Origin of the sequence: Pseudonocardia lacus, from assembly GCF_018531445.1 — a bacterium.
GTDB classification, from domain to species: domain Bacteria; phylum Actinomycetota; class Actinomycetes; order Mycobacteriales; family Pseudonocardiaceae; genus Pseudonocardia; species Pseudonocardia lacus.
Window position 1 is genome coordinate 1 of sequence record NZ_JAHDTH010000380.1, and the last position, 3,611, is coordinate 3,611.

Consider the following 3,611-nt stretch of genomic DNA (forward strand, 5'->3'; position numbering starts at 1 on the left):
CGAGCGCCACGACGACCCGGGCGCCGGGGACCGCGTGCGCGGCGTCGAGGGTGTCCAGCAGGGCGGCGGCGGCCAGGTCGGCGGCCTGCGCCGGGGTGGCCGGCGGGCAGAGCCGGGTCTTGGCCCGACCCGGCACCGGTGCCTTGGCCAGCACCAGCAGCACCGTGCGCGGCGTGGTCATCGCAGCAGCCCGGCCATGTCGCGGGTGGCCCGCAGCGTGCCGCGGACGGAGCCCGACACCTTGGACCGGCCGCCGGCGCGGGCCCGGTAGCGGACCGGCGTCTCGCTGATGCGCCAGCCGGCCGCGCCCGCGCGGAGCAGCAGCTCCAGCGGGTAGCCGAAGGCACGGTCGGCCACGCCGAGGTCGAGCAGCGCCCGCCGGCCCGCCACCCGGATCGGGGCGATGTCGTGCACCGGCACACCGCGCCTGCGCAGCAGCGCGGAGACGAGCCCGTTGCCCGCCCTCGCGTGCCAGGGCCAGACGCCCGCCGACACCGGCACCCGACGGCCGACCGCGAGGTCGGCGCGGTCCAGCGCGACCTCCGCGGCCATCGCCGGCAGCGTCGAGGCGTCCAGCGAGCCGTCGCCGTCGAGCACCGCGACCAGGTCGGCGTCGGCGGCCAGCAGCCCGGCGTGCACGGCGGCCCCGTAGCCGCGCCGGTGTTCGGTGACGACCTCCGCGCCGAGGGAGCGGGCGACGGCGGCGGTGTCGTCGGTGGAGCCGTTGTCGACGACGATGACGGGCCAGCCGGCGGGGAGCGCGGTCAGGGTGGCGGGGAGGGCGTCGGCCTCGTCGAGGCACGGCAGGACGATCTGAGGGGGGTTGTCCACGCCGGGATCCTCTGCCCGGGACAGGGCACTCGGGGGCCCCGCGCGCTTACCGAACGGTGACGCCCGGTCGCGCGGGCGGATGCGATGCTGATCGCTGAACGCTCGTTCAGCAGACCTCCACCCCGACGACGGGAGACGCGATGGAGCGCACGATCGAGACAGCCGACGGGATCACGCTGCGGGTGGCCGAGGAGGGGTCCGGGCCGCTCGTGGTGCTGGTCCACGGCTTCCCCGAGCTGGGCTACTCCTGGCGCCACCAGCTGCCCGCGCTCGCGGCCGCCGGCTACCGGGCGGTCGCGCCGGACATGCGCGGCTACGGGGGGTCGTCGCGGCCCGAGCGCGTCGAGGACTACGACATCCTGCACCTGACCGGCGACGTGATCGGCCTGATCGACGCGCTCGGCGAGGAGCGGGCCGTGGTCGTCGGGCACGACTGGGGCGCGTCGGTGGCCTGGAACCTGGCGCTGCTGCACCCGCAGCGGCTGCTCGGGGTGTGCGGGATGAGCGTGCCGTTCACCCCGCGCGGGCGCCGGCTGCCGAGCTCGGCGTGGCCGGAGCGGTTCGCCGACCGGTTCTTCTACATCCGCCACTTCCAGCGGCCCGGGGTCGCGGACACCGAGCTGGCGGCGGATCCGGCGCGCACGATGCGCGGCATGCTGTGCGGGTTGCGGGCCGGGGACGGGACGACGCTGATCGGTCCGGACGACGGCCGCGGCGTCGTGGACCGGCTGCCGCACCCGCCATCGCTGCCGGGCTGGCTGTCGCAGGCGGAGCTGGACCACTACGTGGCCGAGTTCGCGCGCACGGGGTTCACCGGCGGCATCAACTGGTATCGCAACATCGACCGCAACTGGGAGCTGACCCCGCAGCTCGACGGGGCGCACGTGGGGGTGCCGAGCCTGTTCGTGGCGGGCGCGGCCGACCCCGTGCTGTGGATGACCCCGCCGGACCGGCAGGCCGCCTACCTCGACGACCTGCGCGGCCAGGTGCTGATCGACGACGCCGGGCACTGGGTGCAGCAGGAGCGCCCCGACGAGGTCAACGCGGCGCTGCTGGAGTTCCTGCGCGGCCTGCGGCGCTGACCGGGCGGGTCACGCCGGCCCCGGCTCCCGGGCGTGCACGAGCAGCAGCGCCGCGAGGTCGTCGGTGCGGCGGGGGCGGTCCACCTTGACCGCGTCGATCAGTGCCGTCAGCACGCGACCGGGGTCCTGGCGCCACCGCGGGTCGGCCGCCTCCAGCTGCCGGGCCAGCAGCGCGACCAGGCCCTCCGACCAGAGCTGCTCGCCGTCGCGGTCGCGGCCCTCGACCAGGCCGTCGGTGTAGACGAGCACGGCCCAGCCGGGCGGCACCGGCACCTCCACCGGCTCCCAGGTGGCGTTCGGCAGCACCCCGAGCGGGACCCCGCGCGTCGAGTCCTCGACCAGCTCCGCGGCGCTGCCCCGCACCAGCACGGGGGCCGGGTGACCGGCCAGGTAGACGTCGAGCCGGTCGCGGTCGGGCGCCACCGTGACCATGCACGCCGTCGCGAACAGCATCGCCGAGGACCGCTCGCTGACCAGCACCTGCTGCAGGACGGGCAGCACGTGCACGGCCGGGACGCCGGCCAGCACGAGGGTCCGCCAGGCGATCCGCAGGCACACCCCGAGCGCGGCCTCGTCGGGCCCGTGGCCGCAGACGTCGCCGACGACCACGTGCACGCGGCCGTCGGGGGTGCGGACGGCGTCGTAGAAGTCGCCGCCCAGCACCAGCTGCTGGTGCCCGGGCTCGTACCGGGTGGACACGGTCAGGCTGGGGTCCTCGCCGAGCAGCGCCGAGGGCAGCAGCCCGCGTTCCAGGCGCTCGTTCTCCCGCTCCTGCAGCCGCGCCTCGTGCAGCTGGCGGGTGACGAGCTCGGCGCGCTGGCGCTCCACCGCGTACTGCAGGGTGCGCCCGAGCAGCCGGCCGTCGATCTGGCTCTTGACCAGGTAGTCCTGCGCGCCGGAGCCGACCGCGCTGCGCCCGCGCCGGGCGTCGCTGTCGCCGGTGAGGACGACGATCGCGGCGGAGCCGCGCCGGTCGAGCTCGTGCAGCCCGTCCAGCCCGACGGAGTCGGGCAGCCCGAGGTCGAGCAGCACGCAGTCGACCTCGGCGAGCTGCTCGATGGCATCGGCGATGGTCCGGGCCCGGCGGAGGTTGACCGGCTCGCCGAAGTCGAGCAGGTACTCCTCGACCAGCATGGCGTCGCCGTCGTCGTCCTCGACGAGCAGCACCTCCAGCGGGCCCGCCTGGACCACCGCGGCCATGGCCGGGTCATCCGCGGCCGCGGAGCCAGCAGGGTCGCGCAAGAGCACCTCCACGAAGGGACGCCCAGGCTACGACAGCGTCGGGGGACGCCCGGAGCGCGGTCGGGCGGTCGTCCGTGACCGCATCGACGCGAGCTGATCATGCCCTGGGCTTGTCCCCTCACCCACCTCGCAGCCCCCGCGACAGCCACTCGGACCCGGCGTGGCGATCGGTGATCCTCACCGATGAGTTGACGCCGCCGGTCGTGTCCTACCCGCCATGACGGACTTCATCGACCTCGCCCCGGCGGCCCGGCGCGTCGCGGACCTCGCGGCCGCGGTGCCGGACGAGCGGCTGACCGCGCCCACGCCCTGCGCGGGGGTCCCGGTCGCCGGGTTGCTCAGCCACCTGCTGTCGCTGTCCGGGGCGTTCGCCCGCGCCGCGGCGAAGGCGCCCGACCAGGGGCCGCCGCCGGCGGAGCCCCCGCCGCTGCCCGCGGACTGGCGCACCGCGCTGCC

Annotated in this window: 4 protein-coding genes and 1 pseudogene; 2 read left to right on the forward strand and 3 right to left on the reverse strand. The window is 76.2% G+C overall.

Annotated features, from left to right (window positions below):
* A pseudogene (locus KIK08_RS38085) lies at positions 1-181 on the reverse strand (glycosyltransferase); the annotation flags it as partial.
* The gene (locus KIK08_RS38090; protein ID WP_308258154.1) at positions 178-831 is read right to left on the reverse strand and encodes a glycosyltransferase family 2 protein; all 654 of its coding nucleotides are present in this window, start codon (positions 829-831) and stop codon (positions 178-180) included. The pseudogene KIK08_RS38085 and the gene KIK08_RS38090, both read right to left, overlap by 4 nt.
* A gap of 140 nt (positions 832-971) precedes the next feature.
* Between KIK08_RS38090 and KIK08_RS38095 the strand changes: the two genes are divergently transcribed.
* A complete protein-coding gene (locus KIK08_RS38095) occupies positions 972-1,913 on the forward strand; it encodes an alpha/beta fold hydrolase (protein ID WP_214408168.1) in 942 nt (313 codons plus the stop codon).
* Between the two features lie 9 nt (positions 1,914-1,922).
* On the opposite strand, the gene KIK08_RS38100 is transcribed toward KIK08_RS38095, so the two are convergent.
* Positions 1,923-3,113, reverse strand: a complete 1,191-nt coding sequence (locus KIK08_RS38100; protein ID WP_214408169.1) for a PP2C family protein-serine/threonine phosphatase — start codon at positions 3,111-3,113, stop codon at positions 1,923-1,925.
* 259 nt (positions 3,114-3,372) lie between these two features.
* Here KIK08_RS38100 and KIK08_RS38105 point away from each other — a divergent pair.
* The coding region (locus tag KIK08_RS38105) for a maleylpyruvate isomerase N-terminal domain-containing protein (RefSeq protein ID WP_214408170.1) at positions 3,373-3,611 on the forward strand (239 nt) is incomplete at its 3' end.